The sequence below is a fragment of the Cytobacillus sp. GQ23 genome (assembly GCF_059758675.1).
The window spans coordinates 15,941-34,632 of the sequence record NZ_JCAXER010000041.1 but is presented as its reverse complement, the minus strand read 5'-3'; the positions used below and the strand labels follow the sequence as shown (position 1 = coordinate 34,632).

At 39.5% G+C, this 18,692-nt stretch carries 13 protein-coding genes; 11 read left to right on the top strand and 2 right to left on the bottom strand.

Annotated elements, in window-relative coordinates; genetic code table 11:
* Positions 1–464: 464 nt before the first annotated feature.
* The 6 genes from AC6CHU_RS24140 (at position 465) to AC6CHU_RS24115 (ending at position 8,734) form a co-directional block, all read left to right on the top strand.
* Positions 465–1,592 carry an amidohydrolase family protein gene (locus tag AC6CHU_RS24140; RefSeq protein ID WP_498122985.1) on the top strand — a complete coding sequence of 376 codons (1,128 nt, stop codon included), beginning with the start codon at positions 465–467 and terminating at the stop codon, positions 1,590–1,592.
* A gap of 3 nt (positions 1,593–1,595) precedes the next feature.
* Entirely contained in the window at positions 1,596–1,967 is a 372-nt protein-coding gene (locus AC6CHU_RS24135; RefSeq protein WP_498122987.1) for a Rieske (2Fe-2S) protein, read from the top strand.
* Positions 1,968–2,260: 293 nt separating this feature from the next.
* A complete protein-coding gene (locus AC6CHU_RS24130) occupies positions 2,261–3,601 on the top strand; it encodes an MFS transporter (protein ID WP_498122986.1) in 1,341 nt (446 codons plus the stop codon).
* 347 nt (positions 3,602–3,948) lie between these two features.
* A complete protein-coding gene (locus AC6CHU_RS24125) occupies positions 3,949–5,172 on the top strand; it encodes an iron-containing alcohol dehydrogenase (RefSeq protein WP_498122984.1) in 1,224 nt (407 codons plus the stop codon).
* A gap of 158 nt (positions 5,173–5,330) precedes the next feature.
* Positions 5,331–6,809, top strand: a complete 1,479-nt coding sequence (gucD, locus tag AC6CHU_RS24120) for an alpha-ketoglutaric semialdehyde dehydrogenase GucD (protein WP_498122983.1) — start codon at positions 5,331–5,333, stop codon at positions 6,807–6,809.
* A gap of 1,490 nt (positions 6,810–8,299) precedes the next feature.
* Positions 8,300–8,734, top strand: a complete 435-nt coding sequence (locus tag AC6CHU_RS24115; protein ID WP_159871041.1) for a YfmQ family protein — start codon at positions 8,300–8,302, stop codon at positions 8,732–8,734.
* Between the two features lie 149 nt (positions 8,735–8,883).
* On the opposite strand, the gene AC6CHU_RS24110 is transcribed toward AC6CHU_RS24115, so the two are convergent.
* Both AC6CHU_RS24110 and AC6CHU_RS24105 read right to left on the bottom strand, forming a co-directional pair.
* On the bottom strand, positions 8,884–10,314 hold the full coding sequence (locus tag AC6CHU_RS24110; RefSeq protein ID WP_498122982.1) for an aminotransferase-like domain-containing protein: 1,431 nt from the start codon (positions 10,312–10,314) through the stop codon (positions 8,884–8,886).
* A 196-nt stretch (positions 10,315–10,510) separates the two neighbouring features.
* Positions 10,511–11,308, bottom strand: coding sequence for a carbonic anhydrase (locus tag AC6CHU_RS24105; RefSeq protein WP_498122981.1), 798 nt, complete (start codon positions 11,306–11,308; stop codon positions 10,511–10,513).
* Positions 11,309–11,835: 527 nt separating this feature from the next.
* Between AC6CHU_RS24105 and AC6CHU_RS24100 the strand changes: the two genes are divergently transcribed.
* The 5 genes from AC6CHU_RS24100 (at position 11,836) to AC6CHU_RS24080 (ending at position 18,681) form a co-directional block, all read left to right on the top strand.
* Positions 11,836–13,581: a sigma-54 interaction domain-containing protein gene (locus AC6CHU_RS24100; protein ID WP_498122980.1), complete on the top strand. Its 1,746-nt coding sequence runs from the start codon at positions 11,836–11,838 to the stop codon at positions 13,579–13,581.
* A gap of 246 nt (positions 13,582–13,827) precedes the next feature.
* Positions 13,828–14,934: a DUF917 domain-containing protein gene (locus AC6CHU_RS24095; RefSeq protein WP_159871053.1), complete on the top strand. Its 1,107-nt coding sequence runs from the start codon at positions 13,828–13,830 to the stop codon at positions 14,932–14,934.
* Positions 14,918–16,474, top strand: a complete 1,557-nt coding sequence (locus AC6CHU_RS24090) for a hydantoinase/oxoprolinase N-terminal domain-containing protein (RefSeq protein ID WP_498122979.1) — start codon at positions 14,918–14,920, stop codon at positions 16,472–16,474. Before AC6CHU_RS24095 ends, AC6CHU_RS24090 begins: the two co-directional genes overlap by 17 nt.
* A gap of 62 nt (positions 16,475–16,536) precedes the next feature.
* Positions 16,537–17,262 carry an aspartate/glutamate racemase family protein gene (locus AC6CHU_RS24085; RefSeq protein WP_061791385.1) on the top strand — a complete coding sequence of 242 codons (726 nt, stop codon included), beginning with the start codon at positions 16,537–16,539 and terminating at the stop codon, positions 17,260–17,262.
* A 99-nt stretch (positions 17,263–17,361) separates the two neighbouring features.
* Complete coding sequence (locus AC6CHU_RS24080) at positions 17,362–18,681, top strand: purine-cytosine permease family protein (RefSeq protein WP_498122977.1); 1,320 nt, start codon at positions 17,362–17,364, stop codon at positions 18,679–18,681.
* The last annotated feature ends 11 nt before the right edge of the window (positions 18,682–18,692 follow it).

Below are 18,692 nucleotides of genomic sequence, written 5' to 3'. Positions count from 1 at the left end.
AGTTAGCACTCTTTTAACCTCTTATCCAATAAATACTACGGGGATTGAGACCTCTCTGAAAACTAGTTAGAAAATAACCGAGAAAATATATTGAATTTTCTTTTTTTTTAAAATATAATCACTTTAGTGAATAACATTCACCAAAATGATAATTTAGGGGGCAAGAGAATGAAAAGATAAAAACAATTAGAGGATAGAAAAAAATTGTGCAATTTTTTCAACGGAATAAATGGAAGCGGATACACTACATACAATCTTTGATTCCCTTTAACTTCGACAAGAGCAGGTGTAAATATTGGATACTAATCATCCTATGAATCTCGAAATGTAATTTCGCTTCTATAATTCAGATTTACAGTAAAAATCTACTAATCTTGTGTATTTGAAAGTTTTTTGGATTTCTAGATTAATGAAAAAATTAGGAGTAAAGAGATATTACATCGCACAAAGGAGTGAAAAATGAAATGGAAGTAACTGAAGAAAAACAACTGAAAAAACAAATATCAAAAACGAAACGCACAATTATAGACAGTGACATTCATAATTATACGTCGCTAGAAGAAATTAAAAAATATTTACCAAGAGTCTACCGCGACCAGATCGATTTATGGGGGTGGCGGCTTCCTGGTTCTTTATATTTAAACGGTGGTACAAATGTTGGTCAAAGGGCAGACTCAATCCCACCTGACGGCGGCTTCCCTGGTAGCAATCTTGATTTCATGAGCTCTCAATATTTGGATCCATTTAATGTTGAATACGGCATATTAACCGGTAGTGATTACTCTTGTCAAGCATCGCCTGATGTGGATTATGCAGCAGCTATCAGTTCAGCGATTAATGAATATACTTTGGAGCATTGGCTTGGGAGAGACCGTAGGCTGAAAGGATCAGTGTTTATTCCAAAGCAGGAACCTGCGCTTGCTGCAAAAGAGATTCATCGTGTCGGCTCACACGCGGACATGGTGCAGGTTATTGTAGCGAGCGGAGCTGATAAGCCCTATGGAAATAGGTACTATCATCCGATTTATGAAGCTTGCGTCGAACATAATCTGCCTTTTACCATTCATGTTCTAATGGAAGGTGTTGGCATGAACCCACCTACGACAGGGGCAGGTTGGGTTTCCTACTATCCGGAGTACCGAGCAACCCGACCACAGGTTATGGCGGCACATTTAGCAAGCTTTATCTATGAAGGGGTATTCGAGAAATTCCCTACTTTGAAGGTCGTGCTGCAGGAAGCAGGCGTGTTTTGGCTGGCTCCTTATTTATGGAAGTTGGATGAGGATTGGAAAGCATTACGCTTTCAGACACCATGGGTGAAAAAACCACCTAGTGAGTATTTCCGCAGTAACATTAAAGTGTCCTCACAGCCACTTGAGCCGACGCCAAATCAAGAAATGTTCCGACAAATGATGAATGCTGTTTATGCGGATGAAACTTTATTATATTGCAGTGATTATCCGCATTGGGATTTTGATTCACCTCTCAAGACATTTCCCAAACTTGATGATGGATTATGGGAACGAATTTTTTATCAAAATGCCGCTGACTTATATGGTCTGCCAGCAAGAAAAAAACAAGGAGGGGACTGAGTGATGACTGCATTTTTAGTTGGAAAAGCATCTGAGATTCCTGAAGGAGGTAAGATGATAATTGAAGCGAACGGACGCAGCATCGGTGTTTATAATATCGGCGGGGAGTTTTTTGCAATCCGTAACACCTGCCCTCATCAGGGAGCTGCTCTTTGTTCAGGTATTACGACAGAGTTTATCAACTCTACAGGTCCGGGCAACTTTGTTCATGAACGTGAAGGCGAGATTGTACGGTGCCCTTGGCACCAATGGGAATTCGAAATTAAAACGGGGTGCATGGTCGTCGATCCGAAGAAGAGAACTAAGAGCTATGAAGTAACAGTGGAACGATTCGATGTCTCTATTGAAGACAAGGAAGTATACGTTCACATTTAAACTATACCATTATCCGGGCTTCTGTTTGATCTTGATTTAAAGGTAAATTTAACTCATAAGTCCGACTTGTGCTTCGGGTTCTTTTCAAGCAATAGTTTTAAATGCAGTATAGGAAAATTTTAAAGAAAAGGAAGTTGTTTTTTGTGAGCATATGATATCCCGGTTGAAGCGGCAACTAATTGAATTTATGAGTTGTTCCTTCCCTGTCTAACGAATTGTTTGGTTTTTAGTTTATATCAGGCTACCTACGAAGCTTTAAAGATCGAGGGTAGCTAAAAGGAGGAATTCTATTGATGGAAAAACAACAGCCATCTAAAAAGACATCAACAAAAGCACTTGTGGCGAGTTTAATAGGTAGCTCGATCGAGTGGTATGATTACTTTCTCTATGGTACTCTTGCCGCGCTGGTCTTTAATAAAATATTCTTTCCTACCGCAGATCCTGTAGTTGGATTGCTTATTGCTTATGCATCGTTCGCACTTCCTTTTTTTATTCGTCCGTTAGGTGGGGTCATCTTCAGCCATATCGGCGATAAAATAGGCCGAAAACGGACACTTGTTCTTACGTTGTCATTAATGGGTGGCGCCACAGTTTTAATTGGATTGCTGCCTACTTATGAAACAATTGGTATTTGGGCACCAATTTTACTTATTTCCTTAAGACTTATACAAGGGCTTGGGATAGGTGGAGAATGGGGTGGTGCCTTGCTACTCGCAGTTGAGTATGCACCTAAAGGACGGAGAGGTTTCTTTGGAAGTGTGCCTCAAATGGGAGTTACAATTGGATTACTTCTCGGAACGATATCCATAACCCTCATGACTGCATTACCTGACAACCAATTTTTGGCATGGGGTTGGCGCCTTCCGTTTATTTTAAGTGCTGTTCTCGTATTCCTTGGGTTATGGATCCGTAATGGAATAGATGAAACACCCGCGTTTAAAGAAGCAAAAGAGAGTGATAATATTTCCAAAGTTCCGCTCATCGATACTTTCCGTTACAACTGGAGATCTGTATTAATTGCTGTTGGGTTAAAAGCAGGAGAAACGGCTCCGTTTTACATTTTCTCGACGTTTATTATTGCCTACGCAACTGGGCACCTTGGATTCACTGCAACACCGGTGCTTAATGCCGTTACAATTGGAACAATCATTACGACCATTGCGATACCATTTATGGGTTCTCTTTCTGATAAAATAGGCCGAAAACCCCTGTTCATTGGCGGAACGATCGCAATAATTTTGTATGCGTTTCCATACTTCTATATACTCTCGTTAGAATCCACCCTATGGTTAACTATTGCGACAATTATTGGTTTAGGTATATTATGGGCGCCAGTTACTGCTGTACTTGGGACGTTGTTTTCTGAAATATTTCCTACAAATGTTCGCTATACAGGTGTAACTGTCGGCTATCAGATTGGGGCAGCATTGGCCGGAGGCACGGCACCATTGATTGCTACAGCGTTGATGAATGGTTTTAACAATTCATGGGTACCTGTTGCTCTTTACATGATGTTTATCGGTTTAATTTCCCTTATAGCAATTTTTAGTGCTAAAGAAACAAGGGACCTAGATTTGGAAAAAGAAAACGAAAAAACTGAATATTACGATTACCCAAACGTCATAACGAAGTAATAAAAGAGGATATACTTTCGGGTTCGCATTTCTTTTAAATGGTCATTACAACAGGTAATAAGAAATTTAGTTAATTCACTTATAGTGACAAAAGACTGAATCCAAATGTGCAAAAAGGTATTTTACTTGTATCCACAATAAGATATGAGGGGGTCCGGATCATATCATTTTAAACAGAAATATGGAATTAAACAAAATATGGAAAATGTTCTATATCCCCTCTTCCTTTAAATAAGTAAAAATGGTTACTTTAATCAAACCATATATTAAAAATCCAATATTAAAAAAATAAATTAAAAAAGAGTATCACAATCTGAGATAACCGTGTAGAGAGGGAGTTAAAACCAATGTCTTCAATATTATATAAGTATTTTATGCCGACGAGAGTGGAAGTTGGCAATGGTATATCTGAAAAAACAGGAGAATTCATTCAAGAATTGGGAGCTACTAGAGTACTCATCGTAACTGATAAGGGAGTCCGTGCAGCCAAACTTTTAGAAGGAATTGAGAAATCCCTTCTTGCATCAAACATGGATTATAATTTGTATGATGAGGTAGAACCGAATCCCTCTGCAGAAACCATTCATAGGGGTACTCAAAAACTTAAGAAATTTAAAAGTGACGCAGTATTGGCTGTTGGGGGTGGAAGCAGCATTGACACTGCAAAGGGAATAGCCACGATGGCTACCAACCCCGGCCATATATTAGAGTATGAAGGGGTTGGTAAAATTAAGAGGCCACCGCTTCCGATTATCGCAATACCGACTACGGCAGGCACAGGGAGCGAAACTACGAATTCCACTATTGTGACTAACAGAGAAACTCACTTTAAATTAGCAGTTCTTAGCCCGATGTTATTTCCAACTCTGGCCATACTGGATCCGAATCTTACTTTGAATCTACCACAAGAAATCACAGCCGCGACGGGGATGGATGCATTAACCCATGCAATAGAATCCTATACGTCCAAAGTAGCGAGCCCAGTGAGCCAGGGATTCGCGATGCAGGCGATTAAAATGATTGGCGAAAATTTAACCAAATCTTACTTCATAGGGACGGATATCGAAAGCAGGGAAAAAATGCTGGTAGCCTCTATGATGGCTGGAGTGGCGTTTTCTCAGTCACGCTTAGGAAATGTTCATGCGATCTCTCATACGTTTGGCGGAGTCTTTAACATTCCGCATGGTATCGCAAATGCAGCGCTATTGCCTTTTGTCATGAAATTTAATTTGCCGGCATGTGCCGATAAATATAAAGATATTGCAATTGCTTTAGGAAAGGATGTTCGCGGATTATCCACTTTAGAGGCTGCCGAAACAGCAATAGACTCTGTTGTTGAAATGAATATAGCCATGAAGATTCCTTTAAATATTAAGGAGTTGGGCGTCTCATTGGAATACTTGTCTAAATTAGTGGAAGATTCAATGAGGAGCGGAAACGTACTCATTAACCCAAGACTGACAAAGCCTGCTGATATTGAACTGATCATTGAAAATGCCTATTATGGAAATTTAAATGAGCTTTACAAAGATATAAACAATACAAACGATACATTTGTTTTGGCCAGGTGAGGCACCTATTAAACATACCCCAATCGTGTGTTCATAACCCTTTGAGTAGCCTTAATAGATCAACACAAATTTTTGGTAAGGATTATAGTATCCGTCTATTATTTAAGCTTTAGGTAAACTGATGTTCAAATCAATCAACAGAGAGGAAAGAAAGTAGAATGGTAAATATTGCTGAAAATAGTGTCTTAACCTATAAAAACTTCATTAATGGAGAATGGACTTTGTCATCGACAAACGAAGTGACTGGCAGCATAAACCCGGCAAATAAACAAGAAATCGTAGGCTACGTCCAGTCTTCTTCTCGTCAGGATGTAGATGCAGCCGTAGCAGCGGCTAAGCAGGCGCAAAAGGCATGGCGCAAACTTTCAGGAGCAGCAAGAGGCGACTATTTATATAAAGTAGCCAATATTATGGAAGGCCGCCTTGATGAGATTGCAGAAACAATGACAAAAGAAATGGGGAAAACATTCCCAGAATCCAAAGGGGAAACGGCCCGTGGGGTGGCCATTCTTCGCTATTATGCCGGCGAGGGAATTAGAAAAGTTGGTGACGTTATTCCATCTACTGATAGTGAAGCCCTCATGTATACCACGCGTGTTCCTCTTGGTGTGGTGGGTGTTATCTCACCGTGGAATTTCCCAGTAGCTATCCCGATTTGGAAAATGGCCCCAGCACTTATCTACGGAAACACGGTTGTGCTGAAACCAGCTCAGGAAACTGCGGTTACGGCAGCAAAAGTAATCGAGTGTTTTGCTGAAGCAGGTATCCCAGAAGGAATCGTAAATTTGGTCACAGGCCCAGGAAGCGTTATTGGCCAGAGGATAATTGAACATCCAGATATCAATGGCATCACTTTTACAGGTTCAAATACCGTAGGTAAAAGGGTTGGACAAGGAGCACTCGCTCGCGGTGCAAAATACCAACTCGAAATGGGTGGTAAAAATCCTGTTATTATTGCAAAGGATGCAGATCTTGATCTTGCTGTTGAAGGTACGATCAGCGGGGGCCTACGATCGACAGGACAAAAATGTACAGCAACAAGCCGTGTTTTCGTACAAAATGACGTGTATGATGAGTTTAAGGAAAAGCTGTTGTCTAAGGTAAGTGCACTAAAAATTGGATGCGGAATGCAAGGGGAAACGTGGATGGGACCTTGCGCTAGCGAAAATCAATTAAATACGGTCCTATCCTACATACAAAAAGGGAAGGACGAAGGAGCGACCCTCCTATATGGCGGAGAAAGACCAGCAGAAAACGGAACTGAAAACGGTTTCTACGTACAGCCTACGGTGTTCGAAAATGTCAAAAACGACATGATTATTGCCCGTGAAGAAATATTTGGACCAGTTCTTGCACTTATTAAATTTGATTCCATAGAGGAAGCATTAGATCTATCAAATGATACAGAATTTGGCTTGAGCGCATCTATCTACACGAAAAACATTAGTAGCATGTTCTCTTTCATTAACGAAATGGAAGCCGGACTTGTAAGAGTTAATGCGGAAACAGCAGGTGTTGAACTTCAAGCTCCATTTGGTGGAATGAAGCAATCCAGTTCACATTCGCGGGAACAGGGTCAGGCTGCGATCGAATTCTTTACTTCTATTAAAACGGTGTTTGTAAAGGCAGAATCATAAGTTCAAATGGAAGCCCCTCGTCCCTTGCGAGGGACTTCTATTCATTTTTTTGTGGGAGTTACGTGTACTATTCGCAGCTGCAATGCTCATGTCAGTGACATTCAAAACAAGCAACTTTTTGCGTACGTTATTAACCAAAAAATAAACAACTTTAAAAAGCAATACTGCATGCAAATTGTCTATTATCTCTATTAAGTGAAGTAATAGAATCTCGTAGAACATAATACTATTAACAATAACAAGTAAACCAACAGGTTAAGTAAAAACACCCTAATGTCTGTTTTCACGGATTAGACTTAACAGATGAAATGCTCCTGTAGTGTAATCTATTCTCTGCAGACTCCACAAGCTTTCTTAATGCAATAAAGTGGGAAGGAGGAGATAAGATATACCCTTACAAATGGTGAAGAGCATCACTGCTACTACGTCAATGTCGACACTAGATATAATCAAATAAAATATTCAGCTCGACTTGAAGATATAAAAATAAGGCAATTGTCCTTCTTAGGAATAATCTGATAGGGGTATATATCAAAAATTATAAGAATCTTCTAATGAAAAATTCCTGTAACATTACAGGGATTTTTCATTCCTTTTTCGCGTCATTTAGTGGAATATGTAGGTTTTGTCAAGTAGAGAAAAATTTGAAATAATTGTATATTACATACTGTTTTTGCTTAATTTTAGGAGGTATCTGTCTGTAATATCTATTAGATTAGTGAGTGGAACTCACTAGGGAATTGGTAACTCATAAAAAAGAAATGATTAGCAGTTATTACAGAAAAACGATGCTTCTTCTAATTTTCCAAATGATTTGGTCTTCAAAATACTCCTATTTTCTTTTTCACTTGAGCAACGAAAGCGGAGCCGCTTTATCACCTTCTAGACTATATTTTTAAAAAAAGAGAGCCTAGAATACTCTAAGCTCAAAGTAGGGGGTCAACTGTTTGAATAGTTCGACCAATATAATTATAACTGATTCAAAATAATAATTAAACACATTATTGCATAAAGTCGATTTGTTTTTTTATAATTATGCAATGCTACCTTATGAATAATTGACCAATAATCCTACTCTTGTCGTTGTCTTTGACGGCTTCTTTTAGGTTTAGGAGTGAGGGTAATCATACTGCGGTTTCCAAACTCATTCATTCGGAAGAAGTGGTAAAGTGGATGGGGAAATTTATGCCGCAGTGGATGGTTATTTTATACTGTTAGTAGGTTATCATTGAGTTAAGTAAAATAACGATTCAGAAGTAAGCAGAGGTGTGCTGAATGAAAGTGATGCTAGGTTTAGTGATATTGATCTTAATTCTTGCTGTTGTTTCTACGTTGCTGCTGACAGGCAAATCAGACGAGGACTATCACAATTCGGCTAAGAGAAATACAGCAAATTTAACTTTAATATATGTGGTGGTTATATTTATTGCTCTCACTTCGCTTGGAATCTATATTTGGCGGGCTTAATTAGCTAAGGGAGATGATGAGAAGTGACATGGGCTGTTTTAATTCCAATTATACTCGTTAGTTTATTAAAAATAGTCATAACCTGCCTGCCAACGGGTACTGTCAATTGGCTCCTCAGCAAATTTGAAACACATTCCAAGCTTAAAGAGGAGGACGTCACCGTTACCTTTGGAGATAAGAAACTGGAAGGCCAGGAAAAAGTAAAGTTTATTAATCAATTTAACGAAGGAATTTTTATCAAGAAGCACTATATCCATCCTGGGAACGAACAGAATTTTTTATCGCCACGGAAAGCCGGCACACCCATCATAATGGATGTGAAGCGGGGGAAAATAAACGTCAGGATTATTGTATACAGTTATCGTGATCGTATTGATGTGGTAAAACAATACAGAAAAAAAGTTGTTGCCTATAGCCTGATTTCCGAGGAGCTCCAGCATAGTCGTTTGGCTGTATAGGGGAGATAGTTTAGAGACAAAAATGAATAAAAATACAGCCGAATATTGGCCAGAAAGAATCACGCATGGGTAAAAAAATCCATGCGTGATTTGTCTTTGCAGTATTAAACCGCCGATAAACTGACTGACATCCTTAAAATTGATTGCTGCTATATGAATGCAAGGGCTTCAGCAAATCGTTTAATTCCTTCATGAATGTTTTCTTCTTTTTCCCTGGCAAATGTAAAACGGACAAATCCTTTCTCAGTTCCCATTGAGTTGCCAGGAACGTAGATGACGCCTCTCTTAATAGATTCTTCGAGTAATTGAATTTCATTAAAATCCTTCTTGATTCTGCACCATAGATGTATACCGCCTTCAGGGACGTTATATTCAACTTGATCATGAAGAAAGGTCTGCAGACTTGTATCAATCTGCTTGCTTCGATGATCTAATTGCTTCACTAAATGCTTAATATGGGATTCAAATTTGCTGGATTCAATAAAATCATTGGCAATCCATTGAGAATAGCTTCCATGTCCAAAATCGACCTGCTGTTTTGCATCTGACAATCTTTCAATTACCGGCTTCGGCCCAATAATCCAGCCTATTCTTAGGCCTGAAGCAACAATTTTTGTCAGAGAGCTAATATATAGAACATTTCCATTTTGATCAAGGGATTTAAGAGTTTTCATTTTTTCACCTTTGAAAGAGGTTAAGCTATATGGATCATCCTCCACAATGGGAATGCCATATTGAGAAGAGAGTTCCAGGACTTTTCTTCGTTGGTTTTCAGGTAATAATGTACCCGTTGGATTTTGGTATATAGGATTTAAAAAGATCATTTTAATTTGGTGTTTTTTATATAATGCCGTGATATCGTCCGGATCAATTCCATCCTTATCTGTTTTTAAGTAATAGGTTTTGATGCCGGCAGATTTAAAGATGGGGAGGCTATAGTGATAAGAAGGATCCTGGATCGCTACAGCATCAGCCGGTTTCAGGAGACATTGAATCACAAGATGCAAGGCTTGCTGTGCCCCTGACGTAATCAGGATAGAAGAAGATTCAGCCTCAATGTCCCGAAATGTTTTTACATGGGCAGCAAGAGTTTCTCTAAGAATTTCATTCCCTTGGGGATGGTCATATCCCAAAGGGCCAATAAAGGATCTGCTGGATGTAATTTCTCTTAGGGACGATAAGGGAAAAAGGTCTTGAGACAGTTCCCCGCTGGCTAAGTTAATCAGCTTGGTCCCAGTTAGTTCCCTATGGATTCTTTTTGTAACAGGGAAATTAGGCAAAAAGGAGCCCGCTTCAATGTATCTGTTCCAGCTTGGAATCCTTCTCTTTGTCATCCCCCAAATATCCTTGCTGATCGTTGTACCGCTTCCCTGATTCCGTTCGATGATTCCATTGGACTCCAGTTCATCATATGCCGCAACAACCGTGCTTCTGTTGATGTTAAACTGTTTGGCCAATCCTCTTTCAGAGGGAAGCGGCTTATCCGGGGGAAAAGTGCCATCTGCAATCCCATTTTCAATATAAAAAGCAAGCTGCTTATAAATAGGTGTTTTCGACTTTCTGTCAGGTATCCAATCCAATTGAAACAATCCTTTTCATAGAATAATCGCATTTTTGTTATTATAACACCTTTCTTTTAATGATGGATTGACTGGGGTCGCCAACTAGCTTTATCGAAAACACCATTATCCAAAAATTCTCGTCCAATGGGCAGACTGATGAGTTTTTGAGTGGAATTTTATGTTACTGGCTTTTAACCGGTGCAAGGTGAATTTTTCACTCAAATTCAGAAACTGTTCTTTCATTGAGAGGCTGAATTGGCCTGCTATTATGAGGGAAAATAGAACCAAATGCATTAATTTGTTCTTTTGACAGCTCAATCGGCTGCTCTAAGACGAACCATTTTACTCCCTCAGAACAAGGCGGTGTCGTTAATGACCCGCTATAGCTGAAGAGTTTTCTCTCTTTTGGCAATAAGTATTCAAGGTTTATAGTCTTGTCCAAAATAACATCCTTCTCCGTTTTCTCTTGTGGAAGTGCAGCCCAGATTTCTTCAAGTACTTTATTTTCATTTCCAGCATGAATGAGAAATCCAAGAACAGCCAACTGTCCTTCTTTGTTTTGATGAACTAAATGTCCTTCCATTTCAAACTTATTTCCGTTAAGCTGGTGTTCACTGGGATTATGAAAGTGCAGTTGCTTCAGTATATACTCTTCATCATTTACAATTATGTTATTTCTGCCGGAAGCATCATTAGCTTGTATAGTATGGCCATTGTTCATAGGTGTAAAAGCTGTAGAGCTATAGTTAATTTTAATATCACTTAATGCTTGATCGGTCTGTTCATTAGTTTGTTCAATGTCGATTGGTGACTGTTCTGTACCGTCTGCGCAGGCAGAAAATGCATCGATTTTTCCCCAATGTTCCGGACCGGTATCTCCATTGTAAGACCAATGAGTCTCACTTTTATCCGAATTCTTTTTCTCAGGTGAAGTTTGCGTAGCAGAAGTACAGGCAGTCATGAATAGTAAGACAGTTCCAAGAAATAATTTTGTAAATAAATTATTTTTCATATACTCTCCTTTCGAATTTCAGGTCTTCGTCTACTTTATTATTATTGTAAAATTTAGAATAAAATGGAACATGACTTTTTGCTTAATTTTTTTTTAAAGAATATATTAAGTGAATAAGAATCTGCCTGTTTGATTCCTTTTTATATAATGGTAGATGAATGATTCAATGATTATTGATATGGTGTGTTTGAGTATAAGAGTTTTTTAAAATGGAAGATTCTGAAGTACCCCAAAAAGTTAGACAGCTATTTAATTTAGCATTTGGGATTGAGTCGGTATTCTAAAGGGCTCATGCTTTTATTTTTTGTATGACTATAAAATATCCATAGTGATATTCGACTGCTTTTGGCGAACTGTCAAAAAGTGATTTGATTACAGCGAGATTGTTACGATTGAAATAATGGAAGCTCTAAAGCAGGGAATTGGGAAAGGAAGGTATTTTGTTGATACCGGGAATATTTTAAAATCAGAATATTGCCTTTGTTATGATAGAATTATAAATTATTTGATAGTTGGGGGTGATAGCTATGCTGGAAGAATTAATGACAGAAATAAAGTCAGGTGCCGCTAAGTTTTTTCAGTCATACCCTGTTAGCGCAGATGTATTGCTGGCAGGAGGAGAATGGAAGGATTTGCATCTAAAATGTCAGATTGCCTCTAAGATCATGAAGACCGGAATCACTACGATAGTAAAGCAGAAATCTGATCATAGTACATGTATGTCTTGTTCTGCGAAAGATCTTTGTTCAATTGAAACTGCTGCACTTTCTCCCATTTTCATCCAAAAAAAGGTAGCAGGAATAATAGTACTTACTCCCATAAAAGGACAGAGGGAGTGGTTTATAAATAATTGGGATTTTCTAGAGCTTCAGCTTGATTTATGCAGTGAATGGGCAGGTGCGAAACTAGAAAATCATGAAATGAAAAAGGAGAATAATCAGTTTTTAGGAGAGATAAATGGAATTTTTCATTTTATCCATGAGCCTATATTGATAGCTGGCAGGGACGGAACCATTCATAACATCAGTAATTGCCTTTGCAGCATGCTAAATAAAACACAGGCAGAATTAATAGGTGAACATATTTCAGAAATCATTTCGGTTCCGGATTGGCTGAGGATAACCAAAATAGCCAATCAGCAGGAAATGAATGTCTCTCTCTATACAAGTAAGACCGTACGAAAGTCAGAGCCCTTTCTGGCCCGATTAAAGCCTATTTTATCAGCTGGACAAATAGAATCAATTCTTATCCAGTTAAATCCGATTTTAAAAACAATGAAAAAAGAAGAAAAAAAATTTCTGTACTCCTTTCATGATGTTAAAGGGACAAGCGAGGCCATTCAAAGAGTGGTTGAAATAGCAAAAAGAGTAGCTCCAAGTGATTCTTCCGTTTTACTTAGAGGTGAGAGCGGTACTGGGAAGGAAGTATTTGCCCAGTCCATACATCAGGCGAGCAATCGAAAAGACGGCCCATTCATCGCCATTAATTGTGCAGCCATACCTGAATCGCTGCTGGAAAGTGAGCTTTTCGGACATGTAAAAGGGGCTTTTACAGGTTCAAATGCAGATAAACCAGGGAGATTTGAAATGGCCAATGGCGGAACGATATTTCTGGATGAGATAGGCGACTTATCTCTTCATCTCCAGGCTAAATTGTTAAGAGTGATTCAGGAAAGAAAAATAGAACGGGTAGGGGATACGAAAACTACTGGAATAAATGTACGCATCATCACAGCTACTCACCGAAATCTGGAAGAATTAGTTTCCAAAGGGCAATTCAGGGAGGATTTATATTACAGGCTAAATGTAATTCCAATTACCATACCTCCCCTAAGAGAAAGAAAAGAAGATATTCCTATTCTTGTCGAATACTTCTTGAAATCATTTTCTCAAAAGCTCTTCCGATCACCAAAGCGATTATCTAAAGATGTCATTGAAATTCTGCTGCAATATCATTGGGCAGGTAATATACGGGAACTCCAAAATGTTGTCCATCACTTTATGCAGCTGGAGATCGGTGATTTGGTCACGATTAAAAGCTTGCCTGTCTATTTAAGTGAACTATATAAAGGCCAGGTAAACAAAAATGCTCTTAAGCAAATACCGGCTGTAGCTTTAGGCAGAAGACAGAAACATTCAGATGAAAAGGAGCAAATTCTAAAGCTATTAGATCAATTTGGCAGAGATACAACAGGCAAAAAGAAAGTAGCTGAACAGTTGAACATAAGCCTTCCTACATTGTATAGAAGGATTAACAAGATGAAAATTAAATGAGTCTTCAGCAGAAATAAAAGGTTTAAAATATGATAAAAAGTCAAAAAACTGAGAAAAAATGAGAAAGTTTGAGAAAAACGTTTAAATCATCATGATTTTTAGATTTTATTTCTTTCTCATTCTCAATAGTTTTGCACTCGAAAAAATCATAAAGCTTAACAATCCTATGCTCCTCAAGCCTGAGGGGTTTTCTCTTTTCTGGCACAGTTCTTGCATTAATAAAATTTGAAAGGGGCAGCACATCATATGTCTTGGCAGATTAGAAAGAATGATATTCCCATTTTAGCATTAGGGGCAAAGCTATTATCCTGCGGAGGGGGCGGTGATACAAAAACAGCTGAAAATCTGTTGATGTCCATTATGAGAGAAGATGATGTCATTGCGGTCAAAACCATTTCAGATCTTGGGGATGAATGGGTGGCTGCAGCAGGTATTATGGGATCCATTGTTTTATTTAATGAGGATATTCCAGGCGGACATGAAGGGGTCCAGGCTTTAAAGCTTTATGAATCCGTCATAAACAAGAATGTAGGAGCCCTTATTTCAATCGAAATAGGCGGTGTTAATTCCTTAATACCTTTAGTAATAGCAATCCAAGCGAATTTGCCCGTCATTGACGGGGATGGAATGGGAAGAGCCTTTCCGGAGTTATTTATGACTGCCTTCCATTTATCGGGGATTCCGTTATCACCGATGGTTTTACAAACCCACGTCACGAATAGGGTTATTTATGACGCGGACAATGCTCATTACACAGCAGAAACGGCAAAGGTGTTCACCGTAAAAAATGGTGGCCATGCCCATTTAATTGGATATGGAGCTAAAGGTCGGAAAATGAAGACGTCTATGATTCCCGGAACATTAAATTTAATATTCAGGCTGGGGAATGTCCTTAAAAGTGAATTATCAGCAGGCGTTAAAATGGAGAATTTGATACACGTGTTTGAAAACTCCATTTATGGGAAGCCTCAGCAAATCATTAGCGGAGTAGTAACAGAGGTGAGCCGCTGGTTTGAAAAAGGCTCGCTTGTAGGAAAGTTCATTGTTGAAGGGCGAACTGCATTTTCGGATCAACGGATTGAAATAGAATTCAAGAATGAATTTATATCTACAAAAAATGGCCAATACATCTGTACAGCACCAGATCTTATCCTGGTATTAAATCAGGAGAATTTAATTCCTTACAATGTTTCTGAAGTTCAATCAGGTCTTTCTATTACCATAGTCGCTGTCCCTGCGCCTAATATTCTTCGTACAAAAGACATGCTGGAGTTAGTTGGCCCGACTAGCTACGGATTAGCCTGTGCCTATAAACCATTTCAGGAGGATTCAGGCTATGAAACTTGGAATTGATGTGGGCGGTACAAATACAGATGCAGTAATCATAACGAACGATGGCAAGCTTCTTTCCTGGTCGAAACAGTTAACAACAAAGAATATCATTACCGGCATTGAATTAGCAGCAGGCGAAGCTTTGCAGGAAGCGAATATCCCGCCAGACCAAATTGAGGGTGTATTCCTGGGGACTACTCATGTGCTTAATGCCTTATACTACCCTAACAATCTGGCAAAAACTGCACTGATCCGCATGACCAGGATACCTTCTTTAATTGGACCTGCCATACAATGGCCCTCGAATCTTAAGAAGTATATTGGGGAAGTGTATGACTTTAAGAGTTTGTGTGATTACAAGGGGAACAAGGATGATTTGTTTAATCCGAATTCTGGCCAATTAAGCAAGCTGCTCAGCGATATTGAAAAATACAGCATTGAATCCATTTGTATTGTGGGAGCTTATTCCCCTTTATATGAAACGGAAGAACAGGAAATACGGAAAATCATAAAGGAACATTATCCTGAAATACCGGTGACGATGTCACATGAAATTGGAAGTACCGGTTTTATCGAAAGGGAAAATGCAGCCTTATTAAATGCCATTTTATCAAAAGTCTTAAGGCAGGCCATGACTGACTTATCAAAGATATTTAAGAATCTGTCGTTAAATTGCCCCTATTGGCTGACACAGAATGACGGATCCCTTATGGAAATACATGAAGCTCTGGAATATCCCATCCTGACGATTGGTTCCGGTGTGAGCAATAGTATTAGAGGCGCCAGTATCTTAAGCGGTTTAAAGAGCTGCATTGTTGTGGATGTTGGCGGAAGTACAATTGATATTGGAAAAATAATCAATGGTCAGCCCGAAGTTTCTGTAGGTTCTTCCTCTATTTTTGATATTCAGGTTAATGTACGTGTTCCGCAGATTCATTCTTTACCATATGGAGGCGGAAGTCTTATCACAATTGAAAACGAACTAGCAAAAATCAAGGATACCATTGCAAATGATATCGAACAGCAGGGGATGGCATGGGGAGGCCGTACATGGACCTTAACCGACTCCTTTCTTAAGCTATTTCCAAATTCTTTTCAGGATGAAACTTTGCAGCTGCAAGGATTGGGCCTTTTATCAAAAGAAGAATGCAGAAAAGTTATTCAAGTGGTAACAAAAGCTATTAAAGAAACAATCTCACGGCTCCAGCCAAGTGTCGAGGATTTGCCTGTCATTCTTGTTGGAGGGGGAAGTCCGCTTCTCGCAAATCGTTTATTTGGCAGATATAAGAAGGTTTTGCATCCGGCTGGCTACCATATTTGCAATGCTGTCGGAGCATGTTTTGCTCCTCTATCTGCAGAATTAGATAAAGTTTTCTGGTTAAATGGCATTACTAAACAGGAAGTCATTGACCGGGCAAAAAATCAGCTTTTTCAGCAGCTTCTGCAAAAGGGTGCGAAAAAAGAGAGCATAGAGCTTGTCTCACTGGAAGAGTTCCCATTTGATTATCTGGAAGGAGAAGTGTTAAGAGTTCGGGTAAAGGCTTTAGGAGAATTGGCCTGACAGAATTGCGCTCTTTCCATATTAAACACAATGATAAATTTTAAAAAAGGAAGTGTATAAGAATGAAGATCAAAGTGATCATGCCTATTACATCGGATATCTTTAATGAGGAAATTAAAGAGGAAGTTAAATACTATGCATCCGATACAACCGAAGTGGGCGTTACAAGTCTGGATTATGGGCCTGCCTCTGTTGAAAGCGAATATGATGAGGCCTTATGCGTGCCTAATTTCTTAGAAAAAGCAAAAGAGGCAGAAGAGGAAGGCTATCAAGGCGTTATTAGCGACTGCTTCGGAGATCCGGGCGTCAAGCCTGCCAGAGAGATCTTGGATATTCCAGTTGTGGGTGCATGTGAAGCCTCTATGCTGTTCGCAAGCTCTCTTGCAAAATCCTTTTCAGTTGTGACCGTGCTTCCAAATGTTGTCCCAATGATTGAGAATATCAGCAAGACTTTAGGTGTAAACGGAAATTTGGCTTCAGTACGTTATGTAAATATTCCGGTTTTGGAAGTTCACGATAAAGATAGGCTAAAAAGAGAATTATACGAGGAAATGATCAAAGCAATCGAGCAAGATCATGCACACGCACTTATTTTAGGCTGTACAGGCTTTATGGGTGTTGCCGCCGAACTGCAGGCACGCTTAAAAAAGAACGGCTATGACGTACCGGTCATCGATCCGGTGTTTGCTGCCACGAGACTACTTGAAAATCTGATTGTCATGGGGGTTAAACAAAGCCGTCTGACTTACATGACACCGCCATCTAAAGAGCGTGTTAAAAGCTCATAAAAGTAAAAGCTTAATTATTTCACAGTTTACTTGTCCCCAAAGCTTTTTACTTAAATGCCAAGGCAGAAGAGTGAAAAATGTAACAGGAGGTAGAAATTCATGGAAGATCATTCAAAGTTAGGAGACGATTACTCTCTGTCCAGAGTCCCCAAGTCAGCACGTTTGCCAATGTGGGATATCATGCTTGTCCGTGTTGGTGCTCTGGCGACACTCTCTCAATTTATGCTTGGTGCTGCTTTGGGATATGGAATGACTTTTTGGCAGGCGTTCTGGGCCATGATGCTCGGAAGTGTTATATTGCAGGTCGTAAGCTTTCTAATCGGCTATGCGGGGGCGCGTGAAGGACTATCTACGAGTCTATTATCCCGCTGGACAGGATTCGGCAGATACGGTTCGACCATAATTGGAGCGGTTATCGCTATTTGTACAATTGGCTGGTTTGGTGTGCAGAACTCTGTTTTTGCCAATGGCCTGGTTCAGGCCACAGAAGGCAAATTAAGCCTGCCTGCCGCAGCAGCAATTACTGGATTAGGCGTAACCGTATTGGTTATTTTCGGATTTAAGCTTTTGAGCATGACTGCGAAAATTGCCGTACCAGCTTTCCTATTGGTAGTAGGGGTTGGAATCTACCAGGTATTAAATGACCACTCTATTTTTAACCTTATGAGTACTCCTCCTCCCGGAGAAGGACTTTCCATCGGGGTAGGTGCAACAATGGTTGCGGGAGGCTTCATGATTGGTGCAGTCATCACACCTGACTTCAGCAGATTTGCCCGAAATGGCAAGGATGTATTCTGGATGACCACAATCGGAACCCTTGTGGGCGAGCTTGGTGTCGGAATGATAGCGGTTCTTATGGCCCACGCAGCAAAAACAAGTGATGTAGTCAGCATTATGCTTCAAACATCGGGCTGGCTTGGAGCTGCAGTGGTTGTTTTTTCAACCGTAAAAATTAATAACTTAAATCTATATTCTTCTTCACTGGGATTTACCAATATCATTGATTCCGTCTTCAAGGTAAAAGTAAATCGCGGGCTCATTACCCTTATCATTGGTGCGATTGGAACACTATTATCCATTCTCGGCATCTTGGACAGATTTGTGGATTTCCTTGTTCTGCTTGGAATCATGATTCCTCCTATAGCCGGTATTATGGTGGTGGATTACTTCGTGTTAAAAACCTATCGTAAAGCACTTGATGAAAGCAGGGAAAAAGGCATCTTGCCATCAGAGCCGGAGAAATTAAATCCAGTGACTTTATTTGCCTGGGCTGCAGGATTTGCAGGCGGCTATTTTATAACACTTGGAATACCATCCATTAATTCGCTGTTAATAAGCGCTATCATCTATTACCTCGGTGTAATAGCGGTGAAAACCATATCCGGCAATAAAGAGGTTAAAGAACATATTGCGTCATAAATTTTTGGAAT